Origin of the sequence: Thermoanaerobaculum aquaticum (assembly GCF_000687145.1) — a bacterium.
GTDB lineage: Bacteria > Acidobacteriota > Thermoanaerobaculia > Thermoanaerobaculales > Thermoanaerobaculaceae > Thermoanaerobaculum > Thermoanaerobaculum aquaticum.
The window spans coordinates 93,080-113,276 of sequence record NZ_JMFG01000015.1 but is presented as its reverse complement, the minus strand read 5'-3'; the positions used below and the strand labels follow the sequence as shown (position 1 = coordinate 113,276).

The window sequence follows — 20,197 nt, the reverse complement described above, 5'->3', positions numbered from 1 at the left end:
GTGGCTGGGCGGTGGTGGCGTCGGGCCAAAATTGGCGCGGCGGCGGTGGCGATTTTGCTGCTCGCCCTGCAGGCTTTGGTGCTGTGGCTGGAAAGCGCCAAAGGCCGGGCAGCGCTGGCTCGCCTGGTGGCCGAAAAGCTGGCCAATAGCTTGCGTCAGCCGGTGGCGGTGGGGGATGTTCGCCTGCAGCTTTTGCCCTTGCAGCTTTCGGTGCAGAACTTGCGCGTGGGGCCGGAGTCGCATCCCGCGGTGGAGATCGCTGGGGCTCAGGTCAACCTTGGAAGCTTCCAGCTGGCAGACCGGGAAATTGGGCTGAACCTTGTCCAAGTCAAAGGGTTGCGGGTCCGTTCCCAGGCCGCTTTTGGGGTTTCCTCCGGCGGCGGTGGAACCCCACTGCGGGTGAGCGTGCGGCAGCTGGTGGTGCAAGACGCGAGCTTAGACCAGCTACAGCTCGCCCCGGGTTTTCTGCTTTCGGTGAGCGATTTTCAGCTGATGGTCAGCGGCCGGCCGGAGCGGGGCTTCCAGGGAGCTTTCTTACGGGCCGGAGCCTTCAAGCTGGAAGGCACCGGTGGGCAGCCGCTTTCGGGAAGCCTTGAAGCCTGGGGCAGGGTTTTTCCGGGAAAGATCGAGTTGCGGCGCTTGATTTTGCAGGCTTCCGGGGTGAACGCGAACGTGAGCGGCGAGGTTGCCTGGACGCCGGCGGTGGCCGTTCGGCTGGCGGGGCTGGTGATGGGTGACCTGGCCCAGGTGGACGAGTTTTTCGGCATCGGCATCGGGCTTGCCGGGCAGGTCCAGGCCCACAGCACCATCACGGTGAGCGGTGACGGTTTTGCGGTGGATGCCGAGGTGGCAAGCCAAGCGGTGCGGGTGGTGGGCTTTGAGGTCAACGAGCTAGCGGGCAGAGTTCACGTTTCCCCGGATGGGGTGGAAGCCACGCTGGATTCCGGGCGCTTTGCCGGTGGGCAGGTGGAGGGCTCCTACCAGCTTGCGGATTTCGGTCCCACCTTTAACCACCGGGTTGCTTTACGCGGTCACGGGGTGGGTATTGACGATTTCTTGAGCTTTTTGGGGATTGGGCGAGGGGGCCTTGCGGCTAGGGCCAGCGTCAACGCCGAGCTGGCGTGGGAAGGCTCTCAAATTGGGCAGGGGAAGGGTGTAGCCGTGGTACGGCTTTCCCCGGCGGGGGATGGGGTGCCGGCGGAAGGGCAGCTGGTGGTGGCCTTGCGGGGCGACGACGCCCTGCACTTCGAGGCCAGGAACCTGGCCTTGAGCGGCGGCTCCGTTTCCTGGCAGGGAACTTTGGCGCTGGGCAGCTGGATTCCCCAGTGGTCGGTGGCAAGCCCCGGCGTTCCGCTGGAAGCCGTTTCGAGTTTGCTTGCAGGATGGGTGGGGCAACCGCTCCTGCCGGAAAGCTTGTCGGGTACTGCGGTCTTTGACCTTACGATTTCCGGTCCTTTTACGGATTTGACGGTAGCAGGGCCGGTGGCCCTTTCTCCGGTTTGTCTCGGGCCCATAGAAGCTGATGCCCTGGAGGGGGAAATCAACCTCAGCCAGGGGGCGTTGCGCTTTTCCCATGGCAAGCTGGCTTTGGGCAGCGGCACCATTCGCTTTTCGGGCGAGCTGGATCTCAAGCAGGCATCGCCGGGTTTGAGGCTTGACTACGCCGGGCGTTCGCTGCCGCTTTCGCGGTTTGCCCGGTGGGCCGGGTTGAAGTTTCCCCTGGAAGGGACCGGTGCGGTTACCGGCGTGCTCTCGGGCAACCTGGACCGGCCGGAGCTGGACGCCCAGCTGAAGTTCGAGGGGGTGAGCGTGGTGGGGCTGCCCTTGGGGCAAGGGGAGGCTCACGCCACCCTGCAGCATCAGGTGCTGCGCGTGGAGCCGCTCACGCTGGGTGGCGTTTCCGGCTCTCTGGAGGTGGACTTTGCCACCCACAGGGTTTCCGTGATCACCAGGGTGCGGGGTCTGGGGCTTGAGCCGCTGTCGCCGGTGCTGGCCCGGCTCCTGGGTGGCCAGGTGGAAGCGGAGTTCGTGGGCGATTTTCCCTGGGAGGAACCGGCGGGCCGCTTTACCCTTGAGTCAGCCCAGGGGGTGGCGGGGGAGGTGACGCTGGGGTCCCAGGGGCTGGTGGCCTCCCTGCGGCGGCCCAATCGCTGGAGCTTTTCCGCCGAAGTCAAGCAAGAAAAGCGGTCCTACAGCGGTTCGGCAACGCTGCAGGTGGATTCCCTTTCGCTTTTGCTCAAGGACCTTTTGGGCAGCGAGGTGCCGGTGGAAGGGGAGCTGGAAGCGCAGATGAGGTTGGCCCTGGGTCCTTCGGGCCCACCTTCGCTTTTTGGCACCATCACCAAAGCGGTGCTGGTGGCGGAAGGGGAGAAGGTGTCACTCACGAACCCAGCTCCCTTTACCCTCCAGGGCCTGCACTTTGAGCTTCCGGGCTTGGATCTTTCCGGGCCTTCAGCGCAGCTTTTCCTGCGCGGTTCGCGCCAGCTGGATGGGAGCCTTTCGGGGAACATCTCCGCCAGCGTTCCGGCATCGCTGGTGGGAATTCTGTGGCGGGAAGCCGCCCCCCGGGGCCGCCTGGAGGTTGTGGGGGAAATTTCAGGCACGGAGGCAGCCCCCCGCGTGGAGGGCGTCTTGCGCTTGGAAGGGGGAAGCCTGCGCATCCCCGGCTTGCCGGCGCCGGTGACCGGCATTGACGGGGTGGCGGAGTTGGCCGGGGACGTCATGAGCCTCAGAAAGGTGCGCTTTGCCTTTCAAGGGGGAACCGGCACCTGTTCCGGGCAGCTGCGTCTGTGGCCGGCCCTGGAGCTGGACCTGGCCCTAAACGTTTCGGGGGTGCGCTGGCCGCTGACCCAGGGTTTTGAACCCAGCCTGGACGGTGAGCTGCGTTTAGGCGGTGATTTATCGAGCTTGCAGCTTTCCGGCCAGCTCTCGCTTCGCCGGTCGGTGTACCGCCGGGATGTGAGCCTCCAGCGCCTGGTTTTGGAAGAGCTGGCGGCCCCCGAACGGGCGGCCGCGGGCGAGCGCGGGCTGGTGGGCTTTGATGTGCGCATTGCCATTCCTGGCACGCTGGAGGTTCACACCCCCTTGGCGCGGGTGGTGGCGCAAGGGGAGCTGCGTTTGGTGGGAGATTCGTCCCAGCCGGGGCTTTTGGGGCAGGTGGAGCTGCTTCCCGGTGGCGAACTGGAGCTCGCCGGTGTCACCTACGAGGTGGAGAGGGCCTCCATCCGCTTTGTGGACGCCAACCGCATCCGCCCGGTGGTTGACCTGCAGGCCCGGGGGCTGGTGCAGAACTTCACGGTCACGGTGGGCCTTTCGGGTACGCTGGACCGGCTGGTCCCCACGCTTTCCTCGGACCCTCCGCTGCCGGAAAGCGACATCCTGGCGCTGGTGGCATTAGGGGTTTCGCCCACCTCCACCGGAACCGGTGCCGCGTCGGCCTCTGCCATGGCTTCCTCGTTTATCACCGAGCAACTCACCGGCGCGGTGACCAGCCGCACCCGCACGCTTTTAGCCCTGGATCAGCTGCGCATTGATCCTTTCGTGACCACCGAGGCGGGCACCCCCACCGCCCGGGTGACCATGGTGAAGCAGCTTTCCCCTGATTGGTCGGTGACGGTTTCCTCAAACCTCTCGTCCAACCGCGAGGAGGTCATTCAAAGCCGATGGCGGGTGGGTAAGGACCTGTTCCTGGAGGCCACCCGCGATACCGACGGCTCTTACTCCCTGGAGGTCAAGTGGCGCCGGCGGTACTAGTGCTCTTGGCGGCCATCCCCTGGGGGCAAGCGCCGGTCACCGCGGTGCGGGTGGTGGCTCCCGGAGCCCGCGATCCCGCCCGCTTGACCCGCATTTTTGGTGTGCAACCCGGCGACGTCTTGAACCGGCAAGCGCTTCGCCAGGGTGTGCAGGCCCTTCTGGCCTCGCGGGAGGTGGAAGACGCCCAGGTGGAGCTGACCCCCGAGGGCGACGGGCTGGCCCTGGTGATCCACGCCCAGGTGGCTTCCCGGGTTTCCCGCCTGGAGTTTTCCGGGCTTCCCGCCCGCCACAAGGAGCTGGTGGCACAACAGCTGGAAATTAAGGTAGGGGCTCCCCTTCACGTGGCGCACCTGGAGCAAGCCCTGGCGCGGGCCTCCGAGGCACTGAAAGCTGACGGCTACCCTAATGCCAGCCTGGAGCCGGAGCTGGACTTCGATGTGAAACGGGGCACGGTGGACGTTCGCATCGTCGGCCAGCTGGGTCCGCCGCTGGTGCTTTGCCAGCTGGAAGCCACCGGTTTGCCCTGGGAGCAAGCCAAACTCTGGCAGGCCTGCGATGTCAAGCCGGGGCGCCGGCTTACCCTGGGCACCCGGGAGGGCATGCGGCGCAAGCTTCTAAGCGCCTTGCGTCGGGCGGGGTACTGGCAAGCGGAAGCTGAAGGCCCTTTTCTGGAGCCAAAAAGCTGCGGGACGCTGGCGCGCTTTGAGGTCCGCCCGGGGGATCACTTTACCCTGGCCTTAACCGGTGACCCGATTCCCAAAGACGCGTTGTCCGAGGCGCTGCCTTTCGTTTCCGGGGAGGACGGCTTCGGTGAGGGCTCCGAAGAATGGCTGGCAGGTCGCCTGCGCCTGGCGCTTCAGCATCGTGGCTTCCTGTTGGCGCAGGTGAGCGTGACCCAGGAGGTGGCCCCTTCCGGGCGTCGGCTAGTGGTGGGGGTGAAGCGGGGAGGGAAGCTGCCTATTGTGGCCGTGCGTTTCCCCGGCCTCCCCGAGGATGAGAGATTGGCGGCCACGTTGCGGGAACACGTGGCCGCCGCCCCCGGGCAGCTGCGCAGGCTCGCCGGCCACACCGTGGACGAAGACACCTTAGCCGCCGACCGCGACGCCATCCGCCAGGCGCTGCAGGCCCTGGGCTACGCCCAAGCGCGGGTGGACGGGCCGCGGCTGGTACCCGAAGGGCGGGGCGTGATGCTGGAGTTTCCAGTAGAGCTGGGGCCACGTTTCGTGCTTGGAACCGTGAACGTTACGGGATGGCCGGAAGGGGTGCCTTTGCCGCCTCTGCCTTTAGCCACCGGGCAGCCGTGGAGCCAGGGGGCTGAAGGCGATGGCCAGTCCCTGCTGGCCGATCACCTGATCAACGCCGGCTACCCCAACGCTTCGGTGAAAGCCTCCCACCAGTGCCGGGAGAGCACCTGCGATGTCACCTTCGAGGTGCAGCCGGGACCGCGGGTCAACATCGCCCGGGTGGTGGTGGCTGCCCTGGGGCGCACCGACCCGGCGGTGGTGGAGCGGGTGGTGGGTTTGCAGGCGGGGGAGCCGTTTGCTCCCGACAACGTCCTGCAGGCCCAAAGGCGGCTTTTGAGCTTGGGGGTTTTTGAGAAAGTGACGGTTCGGGAAATCTCCGGCCAGGACTTTGGCCTCCAACGGGGGCTGGTGGTGGAGCCGGTGGAAGCCCCCTCGCGTTCGTTGAGCGCCGGCATCGGCTGGGACACCGAGGAGAAGCTGCGGCTTTCCGGAAGCTGGTCCGAGCTCAACCTCTGGGGCAAAGCGCGGACTCTTTCCTTTGAGGGGCGTTTTTCCGCCCGCACCAAGCGCTTTCAAATCAACTACCGGGAGCCTGCCCGCTTAGGCCTTTTGGGCCAGCCCACCTGGGTGGCCATTTACCGCACCCAGGAAACCTTTCCCACCTACTCCTTGCTGCGGCGGGGGATGTGGGTGGAGCTGGGAGATCACCTGGTACGACCCCGGCGTTTTCTGCTGCGGTACGACTACCAGATCATTGCTCCGGATGCACCGGAGGAAGTGCTTTCAAGCCTGGAGCGCGCCAAGCAAAAGCTCCGCATGGCGTCACTTACGCCAATCTTCGAATGGGACACCCGCGATGATGTCCTTTCGCCCACCCGCGGGCTGCTGCTCTCATTGCAGTTGCAACGGGCGTTTCCGGTGTTTTTGGCGGATGCATCGTTTACCAAGCTCACCGCCGGCTTTTCCTGGCTTAAGCCCGCAGGGGACAGCGTGGTAGCGGTGGGGCTTCGCGCCGGCGTGGTCAAGCCGTACCAGGGAAGCGCGGCCACCCCCGACAACCTGCGGGTCCCCATTGCCGTGCGGTTCTTTGCCGGCGGGCGGGTTTCCCACCGGGCCTTTGCCACCGACCGCCTGGGCGTTCCCGGGCAAACCCTCCTCTGCCCCCCCAGCAAGCCCAACTGCACCACTGGCGAGCTGGAGCCAGTGGGGGGAGCCGCGCAGCTTCTGGCGAACCTGGAGTGGAGGGTGCCGCTTTCGGGATCGCTGGGCGCCACGGTTTTCGTGGACTCCGGCAACACCTGGGCTGGGGTATCCCAGGTAGCCCTGGGGGACCTCCGCTGGGGGGCCGGCCTGGGTTTGCGTTTTGAGACGCCCGTGGGGCCGCTGCGGCTGGAGTACGGTTGGAAGCTGGACCGCTTGCCCGGCGAGTCCAAGGGTGAGCTTTTCCTGGCCTTTGGCAATCCGTTTTAAGCGGGTGCGTCGGGAGCGCCAAAAAGGTGTATGATGCTGCCGCCCCGCCGGCAGCGCGGGGCGAGATGAGGAGAACATATCCGATGAGCAAGCGTTTGTTGGTCACACTTTTGGTGGTAGGTCTGGGTGTCTGCGGGTTGCAGGCCGAGACCCTCCCGTTGGTAAAAGACATCCTTAAGAGCCCCACGGGCTACCTCTTCACCAAGGACGAGAAAAAGGCCCTGGAAAAGCTCGGCAGCGAGCCAGAGGTCAACAAGTTCATGGAGTTGTTCTGGGCCAAGAGGGATCCTGACCTTAACACCCAGGTGAACGAGTTCAAAGCTGATTTTGAGGCCCGGGTCAAGGCTGCGGACAAGATGTTTGCCGTGGGTTCCACCCCGGGAAGCCTCACCGATCGCGGAAAGGTGCTTATCCTGCTGGGCCGTCCCACCCGCGCTTCCAACCTCCCGGCAGGAGCGGCGGTGCAGGGTGCCCAGCGGGATACGGGTCCCTACGAAGATCGGGGGGCCACGGAAATCTGGGTTTACACCAAGGACCGCTTGCCCCAGGGGCTGGTGAAGGCCGAGGAAGTGTGGGCGGTGTTTATCGAAACTCGGGTGGGCAGCAACGAGTTCATCCTGGACCGCACTGACCCGCGAAACGTGGCGGTGATGAAGGTTCTGGCGGACATGCCCGAAGCGCTGGTGAAAAACCCAAAGCTTACGGAAGTGCCCCGCCTGGGTCTCTTACCGGGCTCCAAAGCGGCCAAACCTGAAGATCTGGCTTTGCTCGACAAGGGCGAGGTCTGGCCCGAGGGAGCTTTGAGCTTTGTGGCCGAGGGTGTGGTTTCCACCAGCTTGAACCCGGTTTGGCTGTACCTCCAGCTTCCCGATGCGGTAGGTCCGGCCGCCTCTGTGGTAGGGCGCGTGAGCAAGGCAGAAGGTGGCGAGGTGGGTACCTTTGTGAAGGACATCACCCCTTTATCGGTAAGCGGCGGCCGCGGGTACGAGTTCAGCATCCCCTTGGATGCGGGTAACTACCAGCTGCGAATTGCCCTCCTGGATGCTGCTAAAAACCTCCTGGTGGCCAAAACCTTCAGCTTCGAGCTCTCGGGGGTGCCGGAAACCGGCACGGTGATTTCGCCCTTTTACTGGGGCGTGGATGTGCGCCAGGAAGCCACGGCGCACCTGGGGGATCCCTTTAACATCGGCGGCTGGCACGTCATTCCCCGCGCCAGCAACGCCTACACGTCCAAGGAGAACCTGGCCTACTTCTGCTACATCCTGCATCCGACCATGGACGAGAACGGCAAGGCCGACTATCGCGTGAGCCTGGCGGTTTACAAGGACGACAAGAAGCTCAACGAAAACGCCGATCAGCCGGTGAACCTCTCGCAGGTGGCTCCCGACCTTTGGATGTTTGGCAACGGCCTGCCGCTTTCGGTGTTCCGCAAGAGCGGTGACTATGTTTTGGAGGTCCGTTTGCGGGATGCTCGCGCCAACGTCGAGCGCACAGCTCGCATCCCGCTTTCGATCACGGTGCAGTGAGCCGCCAACCCGCAACCGACGTTTTTGCCACGGTGGAAGAGGCCGCGGAGGAGTTCCGCCGCGGCCGCTTCGTCATCATCGTGGATGACGAGGAGAGGGAAAACGAAGGCGATTTAGCCATTGCCGCGGAAAAGGTGACGCCGGAAGCCATCAACTTCATGGCCACCCACGCCCGGGGGCTCATTTGCGTGAGCCTCACCGAGGAACGGTGCAACGAGCTGGACCTCCCGCTCATGGTGGAGCGCAACACCTCCCCTCACGGCACCGCCTTTTGCGTTTCGGTGGAAGCCCGCGGGAAGGTAACCACCGGCATTTCCGCTGCCGATCGCGCAGCCACCGTGCAGGCCCTCATTGACCCCAAGACCAAACCCGAGGACCTCATTCGCCCAGGGCACATGTTCCCGCTGCGGGCCAAACCGGGAGGGGTGTTAAAGCGCGCCGGCCACACCGAAGCTTCGGTGGACCTGGCCCGCATTGCTGGCCTTTATCCGGCGGCGGTTATTTGCGAAATCATGGACGAAGACGGCAGCATGGCGCGGCTTCCCCGCCTGGTCGAGCTGGCCCGAGAGCACGGCCTCAAGATCCTCACCGTTCGCGACCTCATTGCCTACCGCTTGCGTTCCGAAAGGCTGGTGGAGCTGGTGGCTTCTCCCCAGCTTCCCACGCGTTTTGGGGAATTCCGGGTTTACGGTTTTCGCAGCACGGTCACCAACGAGGAGCACCTGGCTTTGGTGATGGGGGAGATCTCGCCGGAAGAGCCGGTGCTGGTACGCGTGCACTCCCAGTGCCTCACCGGCGACGTTTTTGGGTCGGCCCGCTGCGACTGCGGGGCCCAGCTGGAGGCGGCCATGGCCAGAATTGCCGCCGAAGGCAAGGGGGTGCTCCTGTACCTCCTGCAGGAGGGCCGTGGCATTGGGCTTTTCAACAAGCTCAAAGCCTACCAGCTCCAGGATGAAGGTCTGGACACGGTGGAAGCCAACCACCGCCTGGGCTTTGGAGCCGACCAGCGGGACTACGGGGTGGGTGCGCAAATCCTCCGGGAGCTGGGGGTCCGCAGGATGCGGCTCATGACCAACAACCCGTCCAAGTACGTGGCGCTTTCCGGGTATGGCCTGGAAATCGTGGAACGCATCCCGCTGGAAGTGCCGCCCACACCCCATTCCCGCAAGTACCTGCGGGCTAAAAAAGAAAAGCTCGGCCACATTTTGAAGATGGTTTAAGGCTTTTTGGCATCGGGAACAACCGAGGGACGGCGGGAAGGGGGTGAGCTTACGGTTTTCCCCACAGCTTCGGCAGCCCCCTGGCGAACGCGGAACAGGTAAACCCGGCCGAAGTTGCCTGAAGGTTCCACCAACCCTGGGTTTCGCCGGACAAAGGTTTGAGCCTCATCGTTTAAAAGCGCCATGAAAGCCGGCAGACCCAGCAGGTCGCTTTGGCCAAACACCTCGCTCAGCTCCCGGGACGTTATCAAGTCGTGCCGCACGATGGCGCGGGAGCTGTAAAAGTAAAACGCCCCGGAAAGCTGGCTGGCGAAAAGCAGGGATTTTTCCGGGGTTTCGCGGCAAACCCACTGCACCCCTTCGCGGTAGATGGCTTCGTCCTTGGTGAGGGCTAAAACCCGGAGCTTATTCAACCAAAAGAGGTTGGCTCCGAGAGCCAGCAGCACGAAAAGAGTGGGAAGAACAAAAACCCGGCGCAAACGAAGCCTTTCCTTCACATACCGGGAAAGCTCGGGAAAGGCAGCGACGCCGGCCAAAACCAAAGCGGGAAAGGCCGGCAAGACGAAGCGCAGGTACCACCAGGTGTCGTTGGTGTACTTGTAAAAGGCGTAAAAGCCAAAAAACGGTACCCACCAGAGGGCAAGCAGGAGGTGGCGAGTTTCCCGGCGGCGGAGGGCCAGGAGGTGGCTTAAAAAAGGCAACAAAACCAGGGGGGAGAAAAAGCGGGCAAGCCAGAGGCCGTAATGTCGCACCGTGGGGAGAAAGTAGCGCAGCTTGAACTCCCGGGCCATGGAGCCGTAGCCGGTTCGCCAAAAGGCCCCGTATTGAACGTGGTTGTACCAGAAAAACGCGGCCAGAAGCGGAGCTGCACCCAGCACAAAAGCCTTTTGTGCCTTGGGTCGCCGCCATAGGGCGTAAACGATGGCAGGGAGGAGCAAAGCGTTTGTGGGTCTGGTGGCCACACCCAGGGCAAAGAAAAAGCCACCCAGTGCGGCAAAGCTCGGCTTCTTCTGCGCCCGCAACGCGAAATAGACGGCAGCCACCGCCCAGGTAGCGGCGGGCCCGTCGCTCATGTTCCAGGTGAAAAACCGCAGAGAAACCGGGTTTACCGCCAAAATCAGAGCGGCAATCCCGGCTGCCGTGCGGCTCAAAGCCAAAAGCCGCGCCAGGCGGTAGCAAAGCCAGAGGAAGAGGACCCCACAAAACACGTTGACCGCTGCCGCACCCTTCTCCACCGACCCCAAAAACCACGCCCAAACCGCTTGTTGCAGCGGGAGTCCGGGGGGATACACCGGAACCAAACTTTTCCCCGCAGCATCCGGCTGAAAACCCAGCGGTGTAAAAAGCCAGGGGCGCAACTGCCCGGCGGAAAATCCTTCAGGCACTCGCAGCTCATCCCGGATCTTCCCGGCCAGAAAAAGCCGCGCCAGGTTCATGTACCCGCTGTTGTCCGCCCCCGAAGCCACCGCCGGGCCCTGTTGGGCGATCATCCACCCGTAGGTGAGAAGAACGGCGCTACCGATAGCGGCTGCCAGCCCCCGCATGAGAGCATGCTACTGCAGCAGGCGCAAAAAAGAAGGAGCGCACAATCATGCGCTCCTCAAAAGCCGGGAAACCTTCAGGGTTTACAACGCCAAGCAGTCCCTTAGTGACGCCAGCGGTTTTAAGTAGTCTTCTTTCCGGCCTTGGACTGCTCCCCAGGCATGCCGTTGAGGTACTTTTCAGGCTCCGCCTTAAAAGGCTTTTCGCAGGCGGGGCAGCAGAACTTCACGGTGCGGCCCTTGTAGTGGATCACCGAAGGCTCGCCGTGCTCCCCCAGCTCTTCTCCGGAAACCGGGCAGGCCTTTTGGATATTTTCCAGCTCAATGCCTTCCTTTTCGAACTGGGCAAAGTACTTCTCCGGGTCCTTGCGGAACTTGTCGGGGCAGGCGTTGCAGCAGAAATAAACCCGCTGGCCCTGGTAGTCCACGTAGACCTCTTTGTTAATGGGTTTGCCGGAAACCGGACAGGCCGTTTGCGGCTTTCCTGGCTGCTTTTCGGCTGCCTGCGCCAAAACCAAACCAAAAAACCCAACCGCAACCAAACTCAAGACCTTTTTCATGATGCCTCCTTTCATTGTGGGTCCTCCTATCATTTACTTTGCCAGTTGAGGCAACCAGGCTACTCGCCCTCGGTATTCCCGCTTTCACAGTGCGGTCCTTTGCAACCGCAAGGCGTTGCCCACCACCGAAAGCGAGGAAAAGCTCATGGCGGCGGCGGCAATCACCGGGCTCAGAGCCAAGCCAAAAACCGGGTACAGGACGCCGGCCGCAATGGGAACGCCCAGAGTGTTGTAAATGAAAGCCCAAAAGAGGTTTTGCTTGATGTTGGCCATGGTTTTCTTCGCCAGCCTGCGGGCGCGGAGGATGGCGGTGAGATCGCCCTTCACCAGGGTGACCGGTGCGGTTTCCATGGCCACATCGGTGCCGGTCCCCATGGCGATGCCCACGTGAGCGGCGGCAAGGCTGGGGGCATCGTTGATGCCGTCCCCGGCCATGGCCACGATCTTCCCCTCGGCTTTGAGCTTTTCCACCAGTTCGACCTTGCCCTGGGGCGAAACCTCCGCGTAAACCCGGGAAATTCCCAGCTCCCAGGCCACCCGCTGGGCGATTTCCCGACGGTCGCCGGTGGCCATGACCACCGTCACGCCTTCCCTTTGGAGCTCGGCAATGGCTTTGACGGCCGTGGGTTTGATGGGATCGGCGTAGCTGAAGCTTGCCAGGAAAACGCCATTGGCCGCCAAAAACACCGAAGCATCCCCGCTTTTGGCCGCTTCCGGCAGCAAAACGCCGTGTTTTTCCAAAAATGCAGCGGAACCCACCAGGACCTTTTGGCCGTGGACGGTGGCTTCAATGCCCTGGCCGGGGTGGGCCTGGAAACCCTCGCAAGGGAGCAGCTCAAGTCCCCGTTTTTGCGCTTCCGCCACTAGCGCGGAAGCCAGCGGGTGCTCGGAGGGCTTTTCCGCGGACGCCACCAACTGCAACGCTTGTTCCTCACTTACGCCAGGGGAGAAGTGGGAGGCTTTCAAGCTGGGTTTGCCTTCGGTGAGGGTGCCGGTTTTGTCCACCACCAGGGTATCCACCTTGGCCAAAAGCTCGATGGCTTCGGCGTTACGGAACAAAACTCCGGCGCGCGCCCCACGCCCCATGGCCACCATCACGCTCATGGGGGTAGCAAGGCCAAGAGCGCAGGGGCAGGCAATGATGAGCACCGCCACGGCGTTTACCAAAGCGTGGGCGAGGCGTGGTTCCGGGCCTACCCATGCCCAGATCACGAAGGTCACCGCGGCCACCGCTAAGACCACCGGCACAAAAACCGCTGCCACCTTGTCCGCCAGCCGCTGCACCGGCGCCCGGGACCTTTGGGCTTCCGCCACCAGCTGCACGATGTGGGCCAGGAGCGTGTCAGAACCAACCTTCTCCGCGCGGATGACCAGCGCCCCGTGGCTGTTTACGGTACCGGCGAAGACCCGGTCTCCCGCCTTTTTTGGCACCGGCACGCTTTCGCCGGTCATCATGCTTTCGTCCACCTGCGACTGGCCGGAAATCACCACACCGTCCACCGGCACCCGGTCTCCGGGGCGGACCTGCAGGTGGTCGCCTACCTTCACCTCACCCAAAGGGATTTCTTCCAGCGAGCCGTCTTCCTTGAGGCGCCGGGCCGTGGGTGGGGCAAGCTTCAGGAGCGAACGGATAGCCTGGCTGGTCCGGCCGCGAGCCAGAAGCTCCAGAACCTGGCCCAGAAGCACCAGGGTGACGATGCCAGCGGCGGCTTCGAAGTAAACCGGTAGGGATCCGTCCGGCAGGCGTAGAGAAGCAGGAAAAACGCCAGGAAAAACGGTGGCGGCAAGGCTAAAAGCATAGGCCGCCACCACGCCCACGCCAATGAGCGTGAACATGTTGAGGGCCCGCAAAAGGATGGACTGCCAAGCCCGTTGCAGCAGCGGCCAGCCGGCCCACAGCACCACCGGAGTGGCCAGCAGGGCCTGGAGCCAGGTGAGGGCCTCCGGGCTCACCGGCAAATGCCACCCCCAGTGGGAGGGACCCATGGCCAAGGCGAAGAGGGGAAGGGAGCAGGCCAGGGCCACCCAAAAGCGCCGCTTGAAGTCGGCCAGCTCAGGGTTTTCCGGCTCTTCGGCGGCAACTTCTAGAGGCTCCAGGGCCATGCCGCAAAGGGGGCAGCTCCCGGGGCCAGGCTTTCGCACCTCCGGGTGCATGGGGCAGGTGTACATGGCGTGGGCGGCCGCAGGGGCCTGGGGAGCAGGAGCGGCGTGGGTATGAGCTGCCCCCGGGGCGGGGGCAGCCTGTAAGTAAGCATCGGGATTTGCAGAGAACCTGGCGAGGCAGTGCTCACAGCAGAAAAAGTAGGTAACGCCCTTGTACGCAAAACGGTGGGGCGTTTTTTCCGGGTCCACAGTCATCTCGCAAACGGGATCGCGGACGCCAGCTTGGGCGGTGGGAAGCATCATCTTTGGCTGGTGGTGTTTGTCCATGCTTACCTCCCTGTCACAAACGCGCGAAGCTCGGTGCGCCGCTTCCAAAGCTTGTAAATGGCAGGGTAAACCATGAGCTCCAAGAGGAACGAGGTCACCAGCCCTCCGATCATGGGTGCAGCAATGCGCTTCATGACGTCGGCTCCAGCGGAGGTGGACCACATAATCGGCAAAAGACCGGAGAAGGCGGCCACCACCGTCATGAGCTTAGGACGCAGCCGTTTCACCGCCCCGTGCACGATGGCTTCGTCGGCGCCGGCTTCGTCGGTAATGAGGCCCTTGCGCTTGTACTCGTCCCAGGAAAGGTCCAAAAACAGCAGCATGAAAACCCCGGTTTCCGCGTCTAGGCCCAAGAGCGCAATCATCCCTACCCAGGCGGCAATGGATACGTTGTAGTCCAAAAGGTAGAAAAGCCAAATGGCGCCAATGGCGGAAAACGGCACCGCCAGCATCACCAGCGTAGCTTTGAACGCTGACCGGGTGTTGGCGTAAAGCAGCAGGAAGATCAACGCCAGGGTAACCGGCACCACCAGCCTGAGGCGCTCTTTGACCCGCAGCATGTTTTCGTACTGCCCGGACCACTGGAGCACGTAGCCGGGCTTGAGGGCCAGCTTCTCCCTCACGACCTTCTTGGCCTCGTCCACGTAAGAACCCACGTCTCGGCCGGCAATGTCCACGTAGACGTAGCCGGCCAGAAAGCCGTTTTCATCGCGGATCATGCTGGGGCCCTGCACCAGCTCAATACTGGCCAGCTGACCCAGCGGAATTTGGGACCCGGAAGGGGTGGGGACCAGCACCCGCCGGAGGCGATCCAGGTCATCCCGCAACTCCCGAGGGTAACGCAGGTTCACGGGGAAGCGCTGCCGGCCTTCCACAGTGGTGGTGATGTTTTCCCCACCGATGGCCGACATGATCACCATTTGCACGTCCTCGATGGTGAGCCCGTAGCGGGCAAGGAGCTGGCGGTCGGGAACGAAGTCCACAAAGTAACCGCCGGTGACCCGCTCGGCGTACACGCTGCGGGTTCCGGGAATCTGGCGCAGCAGCGTTTCCAGCTCGGTGCCAATGCGTTCGATTTCCTTCAAGTCGGCGCCAAAAACCTTGATGCCCACAGGGGTGCGCACGCCGGTGGAAAGCATGTCAATGCGGGCTTTAATGGGCATGGTCCAGGCGTTGGTCACGCCGGCAAAGCGAAGGGCGCGGTCCATTTCGTCAACAAGCTCGTCGTAACTGATGTGATCCGGCCAAAGGGGACGGAAAAAGGAGGCAAGCCATTCGGGGGCCCAGGAGGAGTACCAGCGGGGTTTCTTCCGCCACTGGCTTTCCGGCTTGAGGATCACGGTGGTTTCCATCATGGAAAAGGGGGCCGGATCGGTGGAGGTTTCGGCGCGTCCAGCCTTGCCAAAAACCCTCTCCACCTCCGGGAAGGATTTGAGGATGCGGTCTTGGGCTTCCAAAAGCCTTTGCGCCTCGGTGACCGAAATGCCCGGGAGGGTGGTGGGCATGTAAAGGATGGTGCCTTCGGCCAGGGGCGGCATGAACTCCCGGCCTAACCGGAAGTAAATGGGCAAGCTGCCCAGCACGAGGGCCAACGCGAAGGCAATGATTGTCTTCGGGTGCCGTAACACGAAGCGGCAAACCGGCTCATAAATCTTCAAAAGCACGCGGCTGATGGGGTGCTTTTCCTCGGCGTAGTAAGTCCCCACAAAGGCGCTGGTGGCAAGCTTGGCCAAAAACCGCGGGCGGAAGGAAAAGGGCTCAATGCGGGCAAACAGCATGCGCATGGCCGGATCCAGGGTGATGGCCAAAAGGGAGGCCAGAGCCATGGCCAGGTTCTTGGAGTAGGCCAGGGGTTTGAAGAGCCGCCCCTCCTGTTCCACCAGCGCAAAAATGGGGATGAAAGAAACCGCAATGACCAGCAGCGAGAAGAACACCGAGGGCCCAACTTCCTGCAACGCTGAAAGCCGGACCTGGTGAAAGTCCCCCGGTCGTCCTTCCTCCATCCAGCGGTGGATTTTGTTGTAGGCGTTTTCCACCTCCACGATGGCCCCATCCACAAGCACACCAATGGAAATCGCGATGCCCGCCAGCGACATGATGTTCACGGTGACACCCATCCAGTAGAGCGGGATGAACGCCAAGAGCACAGAAATGGGAATGGTGAAAATGGGGACCAGAGCCGAGGGGATATGCCAGAGGAAAATTAAGATCACCGCGGCCACGATGATCATTTCCACGGTGAGCTCGTGGGTAAGGGTTTTAATGGCCCGCTGGATGAGGTCGGAGCGGTCATACGTCGTGACCACCTCTACCCCTTCCGGCAGGGAGGGCTTGAGCTCTTCCAGCTTGGCCTTCACCAGCTTGATGACGTTTAGGGCGTTTTCCCCGTGGCGCATGACCACAATGCCACCCACGTGGTCGCCCAGTCCATCGAGATCGGCCACCCCGCGACGGATTTCCGGTCCCAGCTCCACCCGCCCCACGTCGGAAAGGCGCACCGGCACCCCCTGGGGTGTGGTCTTGAGCACGATGCTTTCAAAATCGGCAATGCTGCGGGCGTAGCCCTTTCCCCGCACCATGTACTCGGCGCCGGCAAACTCCAGCAAGCGCCCACCCACTTCGTTGTTGGCTTTGCGAATAGCTTCCACCACGTCCCGTAAGGGCAGATTGAAGGCTGCCAAGCGGTTGGGATCCACGGTAATTTGGTACTGCTTGACGAACCCGCCAATGGAAGCCACCTCCGCCACACCGGGAACCGATTGCAGGGCGTAACGCAAGGTCCAGTCCTGGAACGCCCGCAGCTCTTCCAGGCTGTGCTTGCCCGAGCGGTCCACCAAGGCGTACTGGAAAACCCACCCTACGCCGGTGGCGTCGGGCCCCAGCTCGGTGCGAACCCCCTGGGGGAGCTGGGGCTGGATTTTGGAGAGGTACTCCAGCACCCGGGACCGGGCCCAGTAAAGGTCGGTGCCGTCCTGGAAGATCACGTACACGTAGGAAAAGCCAAAGTCCGAGTAGCCGCGGATGGCTTTAACCTTGGGAGCTCCCAAAAGCGCGGTGATGATGGGGTAGGTGACCTGGTCCTCGATGATGTCGGGGGAGCGGTCCCAGCGCGAGTAAATGATGACCTGGGTGTCGGACAGGTCCGGGAGGGCGTCCAGGCGGATGCGGTGGAGGGTCTGCCAGGCAAAAACGCACAGGGCCGCCACCCCAAGCAGCACCAGGATGCGGTTTTCTGCGGAGAACTTAATGATGCGCTTGATCATTGGTGCCTCCCTGGGGCGCAGCGAGGGCCGCGCGTAGCCGCGATTCGGAATCCAACAGGAACGTGCCCTTCACCACCACCCTTTCACCAGCGGTAAGCCCCTGGGTAACCAGCGCCTTTCCGGCTGCCCGCCGCACCACGGTGACCTCCCGCGGCACGAAAAAGCCTGGTTTTTCCTCCACAAAGGCAATTTGTCTGGTGCCGGTATCCATCACCGCCGAATCGGGGATGACCACGCCGGGAACCTCTGCCGGCATGACCTCCACGTTGGCGTACATGTCGGGTTTGAGTTCGCCCTTGGGGTTGGGAAGCTCCACCCTCACCCGCACCGTGCGGCTTTCCGGGTTCACCCAGGGGTAGATGTAGGTGATGGGCCCGGTGAAAACGGCCCCGGGGCGGTAGGGGAGCGTGACCTGGGTGGGCATCCCCAGCTTGAGGAGCGCCGCTTCCTGTTCGTAAAAGTCCGCCTCCACCCATACCCGCGACAGATCAGCCACCATGTAGAGCTCCATGCCCGGTTCCACCTGCTTGCCGGCGAAGATGTCCTTGGCCAGCACGTAACCGGCGGTAGGGGCGCGAAGCATGACGGTGCGCGATGGGGTACCCGTGGCGTCCAGGTGGGCCATGAAGTCCTGGGGTACATCAAAGAGCAGGAGCCGCTTGGCGGCTGCCTCCGCAAGCTCTTCGGCGGCCTTTTTGGCTTCTGCAGAGGCGGAGCTGGCCAGGCGCTGGGCTAACGCCTTGGCCCGCAGGTACTCCTCTTGGCTCGCCAGAAGCTCCGGGGAGTAGATTTCCAAAAGCGGCTCGCCCTTTTTCACGTACTGACCGGTGAAGTTCACATAAAGCTTTTCAATCCAACCGGAAACCTTGGTGTGCACGTGGGTGAGCAAGCGCTCGTCGGGAACCACCGTGCCCACCGCGCGGATAGCTTGCCCCAGGCTTCCCGCCTCGGCGACCACCGTTTGAATACCAGAGCGGGCGAGGCCTTCCGGCTCCAAAGACACTGGGGCGTAGCCGGTTACCGCGCGTTCTTTGGAAGCTTCCAGCTCATCGGCGTACACCGGCACGTAATCCATGCCCATGCTGTCCTTCATGGGCACCGGCGAGGTGACGGTGGGGTCCATGGGGTTGCGGTAGTAGAGGATCTTTCGCTCACCGCTCGGGGTACCGCTGGTGGCGGGAGCTGGCTGTTCCGTTTCGGTCTTGGGCACCAGCTTCATGCCGCACTTGGGGCAGCGGTCGGGCTTATCCGATACCACTTCCGGGTGCATGGGGCAAACGTACGCGGGTACCGTGGTGGGTGCGGTTTTTTCCTCGATGGGCACCAAGCGCATGCCGCAAATAGGGCAGTCGCCGGGTTTGTCAGAAACGTAGGTGGGGTGCATGGGGCAGTGGTAGCGGGCCCCCGCGGTTTCCTTTCCTCCACAGGCAAGAAAGAGCAGCAACCCGACAAAGACGAGGGCCAGGGCGGCCCGGGCTAAAGCTTTCATGACTCACCTCCCGAATCTCCCAAAAGCAAAGAAATGCGCGCCCAAGCGGCAAAAGCTTGGGCTTGACGCTGGGCAAAACCCACTTCGGCTTCAAGCCACAGGTTAAAGTCCTCGATGACCGTGGAAAAATCCACCTGGCCGGTTAAAAAGGTGGCGCGGGCTGCCTCCAGGGCGGCCATGGCCAAGGGGAGGATCTCCTGCTGGTAACGGGTTTGCTGCTCCTGGGCGTTGCGCCAGGCCGCTTGGGTCTTTTCGATTTCTTCCCGAACTGCTGCTCGCACCGCTTCCAGCCGCGCCTGCGCAGCCTTCAAGCGCAGTTGCGCCGCTTCCAATTCCGGTTTTTGTTTTCGTTCCCGCCAAAAGGGCCACTCCAAACCGAAGCCCAAGGTGGCCACCGCACCAAAGGAGCCACGGGTGCCGAGGCCGGCGGTGGCAAAGAGGTTGGGCTTGAGCTCGGCTTTAGCAACCTCCACCTCCCGGGCGGCGGCCGCCACTTCGGCTTGCATGACCTTAACCTCCGGTGCCTGCTCGAGGGCCAGATCCTGCCAGTTTTGCGGAAGCGGCGGGTATGGAGGCAAGCCCCGCACCGGGCCCAAAGGGCTGTTCAAGGGCCGGTTGCAAAGGCGGTTGAGCATCGCCACCAACTCCGCCCGCTGGCGAGCCAGGTCAGCTTTTCGTTCCTGAAGTCGGGTTTTGATCAGTACCGCCTTTACCGCCGCTTCCTGGCTGGTGAAGCCGGCGGCGTAGCGGGCCTGGGCGGTTTCCTTGAGCACCTGGAGGAGATCCAAAGCCTCCTCCACCTTCTCCAGCTCCACATCCAGGGCGTAAAGCTCGGCGTAGGTCTCCCGGATGGCCGCCACTACCTCGGCCTTAAGGCGCGCCAGCTCCAGTTCGCGCACGCCGGTTTCCGCTTGCGCCTGCTTTTCTCTCGATGAAAGCTTTCCCGGGTACCGCAAGTCCTGCCTAACCGTTACACCCAGCATGGACATTTCTTCTTTGCCCACGGTAAAGCGGGGAAACCGGGCATCGGTGAGCATGAAGTCCACCATGGGGTCCGGCAAAGTGCCCGCCGGAACCTCGTTCACTCGGGCTTCAGCCAACCGCAGGCGCAGTTCTTCCACGCTCGGGTTGACCTTGAGCGCTTCCTTAACCAGCTCATCCACAGTGGGAGCCGACTGGGCCCACAGCGGCCAGGGCACCAACAGGACAAGCACCTGCAATGCTTTGCGCATATCACCTCCAAAGACAAATCACAGCAAAGTAAAGCTCAAAGGGGGAGCAGTTGCAAGAAAGGCGGGAGGTGCTGCTAGCAGCGGAAGGTGCAGGTTAAAAGAAACACGCCAACGGCTGGCCGGGAAAAGAGGGGAAGGGGCTCCACCAGGATCGGCTCGGGGGCCACGGCCTCCGCCACCTCCACCTGCGCCTCCGCCTGGGGCGCCGGTGCTTCCACGGTAACGTGGGTGGGCTCGGCGGGTTTTGGCTCCTGGGGACCGGCGGTGCAGGGACAGGCCGGCCGATCCCCACAGCAACAGGCCGCCCGCTGGCAGCTTGGGAACGCCGCTTGCGCTGGCGGATGGGGAACCGCCAGCATCAGCAGCAGCCCGAAAATCGTCAGTACCCGCACGCCCGTTACTTTGCCATAATGCGACTTGAGGTTACAACTCCCGCTTTTGACGCTGATTTTCCCAGCGACAACGACGG

The 20,197-nt window shown here is 63.0% G+C and carries 11 protein-coding genes; 4 read left to right on the top strand and 7 right to left on the bottom strand.

What is annotated here, in order from left to right; translation table 11 throughout:
• From EG19_RS06170 to EG19_RS06155, 4 genes are all read left to right on the top strand, one after another.
• The gene (locus EG19_RS06170; RefSeq protein ID WP_038048648.1) at nucleotides 1-3,753 is read left to right on the top strand and encodes a translocation/assembly module TamB domain-containing protein; all 3,753 of its coding nucleotides are present in this window, start codon (nucleotides 1-3) and stop codon (nucleotides 3,751-3,753) included.
• Entirely contained in the window at nucleotides 3,735-6,467 is a 2,733-nt protein-coding gene (locus EG19_RS13900) for a BamA/OMP85 family outer membrane protein (RefSeq protein WP_152543949.1), read from the top strand. The genes EG19_RS06170 and EG19_RS13900 overlap by 19 nt, the downstream gene beginning before the upstream one ends.
• Nucleotides 6,468-6,550: 83 nt before the next feature.
• The gene (locus EG19_RS06160; RefSeq protein WP_038048644.1) at nucleotides 6,551-7,993 is read left to right on the top strand and encodes a GWxTD domain-containing protein; all 1,443 of its coding nucleotides are present in this window, start codon (nucleotides 6,551-6,553) and stop codon (nucleotides 7,991-7,993) included.
• Nucleotides 7,990-9,213: a bifunctional 3,4-dihydroxy-2-butanone-4-phosphate synthase/GTP cyclohydrolase II gene (locus EG19_RS06155; RefSeq protein ID WP_038048642.1), complete on the top strand. Its 1,224-nt coding sequence runs from the start codon at nucleotides 7,990-7,992 to the stop codon at nucleotides 9,211-9,213. The genes EG19_RS06160 and EG19_RS06155 overlap by 4 nt, the downstream gene beginning before the upstream one ends.
• On the opposite strand, the gene EG19_RS06150 is transcribed toward EG19_RS06155, so the two are convergent.
• The 7 genes from EG19_RS06150 to EG19_RS06120 form a co-directional block, all read right to left on the bottom strand.
• A complete protein-coding gene (locus EG19_RS06150) occupies nucleotides 9,210-10,757 on the bottom strand; it encodes an ArnT family glycosyltransferase (RefSeq protein ID WP_081799975.1) in 1,548 nt (515 codons plus the stop codon). The genes EG19_RS06155 and EG19_RS06150 overlap by 4 nt on opposite strands.
• A gap of 119 nt (nucleotides 10,758-10,876) precedes the next feature.
• A complete protein-coding gene (locus EG19_RS13660) occupies nucleotides 10,877-11,314 on the bottom strand; it encodes a YHS domain-containing protein (protein WP_161685448.1) in 438 nt (145 codons plus the stop codon).
• 84 nt (nucleotides 11,315-11,398) lie between these two features.
• On the bottom strand, nucleotides 11,399-13,744 hold the full coding sequence (locus tag EG19_RS06140) for a heavy metal translocating P-type ATPase (protein WP_053334986.1): 2,346 nt from the start codon (nucleotides 13,742-13,744) through the stop codon (nucleotides 11,399-11,401).
• A 2-nt stretch (nucleotides 13,745-13,746) separates the two neighbouring features.
• On the bottom strand, nucleotides 13,747-17,007 hold the full coding sequence (locus EG19_RS06135; protein WP_038048638.1) for an efflux RND transporter permease subunit: 3,261 nt from the start codon (nucleotides 17,005-17,007) through the stop codon (nucleotides 13,747-13,749).
• Nucleotides 16,988-18,496 (bottom strand): efflux RND transporter periplasmic adaptor subunit, encoded by a 1,509-nt coding sequence (locus EG19_RS06130; protein ID WP_053334985.1) that lies wholly within the window; start codon nucleotides 18,494-18,496, stop codon nucleotides 16,988-16,990. Before EG19_RS06130 ends, EG19_RS06135 begins: the two co-directional genes overlap by 20 nt.
• A complete protein-coding gene (locus EG19_RS06125) occupies nucleotides 18,493-19,728 on the bottom strand; it encodes a TolC family protein (protein WP_038048636.1) in 1,236 nt (411 codons plus the stop codon). The genes EG19_RS06130 and EG19_RS06125 overlap by 4 nt, the downstream gene beginning before the upstream one ends.
• A gap of 74 nt (nucleotides 19,729-19,802) precedes the next feature.
• Nucleotides 19,803-20,120, bottom strand: coding sequence for a hypothetical protein (locus EG19_RS06120; RefSeq protein WP_038048634.1), 318 nt, complete (start codon nucleotides 20,118-20,120; stop codon nucleotides 19,803-19,805).
• Between the last annotated feature and the right edge of the window lie 77 nt (nucleotides 20,121-20,197).